General features: G+C 38.2%; 3 protein-coding genes. 1 reads left to right on the top strand and 2 read right to left on the bottom strand.

Going from position 1 to position 3203, the window contains the following annotated elements:
- Positions 1–79: 79 nt before the first annotated feature.
- On the bottom strand, positions 80–958 hold the full coding sequence (locus B3Y13_RS05245) for a PHP domain-containing protein (protein ID WP_296668198.1): 879 nt from the start codon (positions 956–958) through the stop codon (positions 80–82).
- Positions 959–1135: 177 nt separating this feature from the next.
- On the opposite strand from B3Y13_RS05245, the gene B3Y13_RS05240 reads away from it, so the two are divergent.
- Positions 1136–2377 carry a Crp/Fnr family transcriptional regulator gene (locus tag B3Y13_RS05240; RefSeq protein WP_296024956.1) on the top strand — a complete coding sequence of 414 codons (1242 nt, stop codon included), beginning with the start codon at positions 1136–1138 and terminating at the stop codon, positions 2375–2377.
- A 2-nt stretch (positions 2378–2379) separates the two neighbouring features.
- Here B3Y13_RS05240 and B3Y13_RS05235 read toward each other — a convergent pair whose 3' ends face one another.
- On the bottom strand, positions 2380–3147 hold the full coding sequence (locus B3Y13_RS05235; protein WP_296668200.1) for an exodeoxyribonuclease III: 768 nt from the start codon (positions 3145–3147) through the stop codon (positions 2380–2382).
- Between the last annotated feature and the right edge of the window lie 56 nt (positions 3148–3203).

The following is a 3203-nucleotide window of genomic DNA, read 5'->3' as shown; positions in this document are numbered from 1 at the left end:
CGCTCATTGCCTCCGGCAACTTTCGCCCGGCGCATCCGGCGCAGAATTTTCCGTTCATAAAAAATCTATTCTCTAAAATTCATTTTGCCCATTCAGTATTTTTAAAGTTAAAATCTTCGCCAAGAGCGGGCTTTAATTCTTCAAGCCAAAATCTGTCATCAATTTTTTTATTATCAAACATCCTGCCCAAATGTCTGTCCGCCCTTACACCTTTTCCATGAAAATCGCTTCCAGCAGTGACAAACATCCCAAGTTTTCTGGCAATTTCTTCAAGATGGTAACAATGGCTTTTTCTTGCTCCTGGATGCCAGGCTTCGAGCCCCATAACTCCTGCCGCATGGATTCTTTCAAGCTCTTCTTCAAGCCTTGCGATTCCTAAAAAAAGCGAGCATGGATGGGCAATTACAGGAATTCCGCCCGATGTTTTTATAGCTTCCACCGCAGTTTCGAGATTTTCGCCAGTATGGTTTACATACCATTTTTTTCCGTGTCCAAAAAAACGGTCAAATGCCTCCTGGCGGTTGCGGACAATTCCTTTTTTTACCAAAAAATCCGCAAAATGAGGACGTCCAATCTGGCTTGCAGTAAAATTTGACTGAATCTCTTCAAGAGTAAAATCGTAACCGTCTTCGTTCATTTTTCTGACAATTTCAGAATTCCGGTTAAAGCGTTCTTCCGTCAGATAGTCAATGGTATTTTTTAGTTCTTCACTTTTACGGCGCAATCCCAAACCCAAAAGATGAAATTCGCCTTCTGGCCAGGCAACTGTAATTTCAATTCCAGGAATAAAATTCACTCCAGTCTCCAAACAGACCTTTGCAGCATCGTTCAAGCCGTCAACAGTGTCATGGTCGGTCAAAGCCCAGACCGTAAGTTTTTTTTCAAAAGCATATCTGGCAGAATCGGCAGGAGAAAGTATTCCGTCAGATGCAGAAGAGTGGCTATGTAAATCAATCATTCTTTTAATATAGCACAAATTAAATTTTTTTAGAATTAAACCCTCTCAAATGATTTTTTTTGAAAATATGATTTAGTCAGTTAATTTTTTCATCAAAATATGCTAAATCTTAAAGAACTTATTATAAATTTGGATTATAATTGAATTATAAAACCTGTATTCAATGGGAGAAAATTTATGCCAAAAGTGATGCAATACAATAAAGGTTCAATCATTTATTTTGCAGGAGACCGTGACGACAGGGTTTTTATTTTGCAAAAAGGCTGCGTAATAATTTCCACAACAGACATAGAGACAAATCTTCCTGTTACAGAACAGATAAAAAACGGCGAATTTTTTGGAGTAAAATCGGCGTTGGGGCATTTCCCGCGTGAAGAAACAGCTACGGTTTTAATCGATTCTGTTTGTCTTTCGCTGACAGTTCAGGAATTTGAGACAATATTTTCTTCAAACAAGACTTTGATTTTAAAAATGCTGAGAGTTTTTTCAAACCAGTTAAGAAAAGTTCATTCTCAGATTGAAGAAATTCTAAACAAAGGACAAGACATAAACCGCCAGAGCGGACTTTTGGGTGTAGCCCAGGCTTTTTTTCATGACGAAAAATGGCGCAGCTGTGCAGATGTTTGTTTAAGATATTTAAAATACTATCCAAATTCAGCAGACGAAAATGCAGTCAAAAAAATGTTCATAACAGCGGATGCAAGGGCAAAACAATCCCAAAGCCTTGCTTTTGACGACGGAACAGAAAATATTTCTTTGAACGACAAATCCTTAAAAGTTTTTGAACTTCCGGCATTTGCACGTTTTGCAAAAAAATATTCTCCTGGACAAGTTATCATAAGCGAATTTGAACCTGGAGAAAGCTTTTATCTGATTCAAAAAGGCACAGTCCAGCTTGTAAAATGTGTAAACGGTCAAAATAAAAATCTGGATATTCTAAAACCTGGCGAATTTTTTGGAGAAATGGCGATTTTGGACAATTCTCCGCGCTCAGCAACATGTCTTGCAGTTGGAAACGTCCAGTGTCTGGAATTTAACAAGTCAAATTTTGAACTTTTAATCACCGGAAATCCGCAAATTGCACTTAATATTTTAAAACTTTTCTGCAAACGCATTTATGACCAGAAAAGGCGTTTTAAGATTCTGGTAATTCAAGATACTCAGGCGCGTATTGCAGATGTTTTTTGCATGCTCGACGAAATGAATCCACCGGCAAACCCAAACGAAAAACAGCGCAGATTTAATGTTACAATCCAAGAGGTGGCTCATTGGGCGGCGCTTCCTGTTGCAAAGACAACTGACGAAATAAACCGTTTTGCATCTTCAAGAAAAATCGAAGTTTTTGAAAATAATATTATTGTAAACAATATTGCCGACATGAAGCGAATCGTAGACACTAGAGCAACAAGCCGGCAGTAATTTTAAATTTCGCAGTCGCAGACCAGTTCGACAGGACAATGATCGGATCCAAAAATTTCGGTATGAATTGCAGCTCTTTTCATCTGAGCTTTTAAAGAATTGCTCACTAAAAAGTAGTCGATGCGCCAGCCTGCATTTTTTTCGCGTGCATGAAAACGGTACGACCACCAGCTGTAAATATTTGCTGCCTCAGGATAAAAAAATCTGAACGAATCAGTAAAGCCTGACTCAAGAAGCTGAGTCATTTTTGAGCGTTCTTCATCGGTAAAACCGGCATTGTGCCGATTTGAAGCAGGATTTTTTATATCGATTTCTTTGTGGGCAACATTCAGGTCGCCGCAGACAATTACGCCTTTTTTTTGAGAAAGAGTTAAAAGATAATTTTTAAAATCATCTTCCCAGCGCATGCGATAATCAAGGCGTTTTAATTCGGTTTGAGAATTTGGAGTGTAAACTGTTACAAGAAAAAAATTTTTGTATTCAAGAGTTATTACGCGGCCTTCGGTGTCGTGTTCAGGAATTCCAATTCCGTAAAGAACCGAAACCGGCTCGTATTTTGTAAAAACTGCCGTTCCGGAATAGCCTTTTTTTTGAGCATAGTTCCAATATTGAAAATATCCAGGCAAATCCATTTGAATTTGCCCTTCCTGAAGCTTAGTTTCCTGCAGACAAAAAAAATCTGCATTCAAAGAATTAAACTCTTCGTAAAAATTTTTGCTAGTAACAGCGCGAAGTCCGTTAACGTTCCAAGAAATAAATTTTAAATCCATAAAAAAATTATATAATAATTTTTGCAGACGCAAAAGCGCACGGCCGGGCTTGCAGC

This window comes from Treponema sp. UBA7567 (assembly GCF_002476655.1).
Classification (GTDB): domain Bacteria; phylum Spirochaetota; class Spirochaetia; order Treponematales; family Treponemataceae; genus Treponema_D.
Note: the sequence above shows the minus strand (reverse complement) of the source record. Positions and strands in the feature narration are given on the sequence as shown.

Coding starts and splice junctions, on each gene's coding strand:
- B3Y13_RS05245 (WP_296668198.1), bottom strand. CDS start 958: ATGATTGATTTACATAGCCACTCTTCTGCATCTGACGGAATACTTTCT.
- B3Y13_RS05240 (WP_296024956.1), top strand. CDS start 1,136: ATGCCAAAAGTGATGCAATACAATAAAGGTTCAATCATTTATTTTGCA.
- B3Y13_RS05235 (WP_296668200.1), bottom strand. CDS start 3,147: ATGGATTTAAAATTTATTTCTTGGAACGTTAACGGACTTCGCGCTGTT.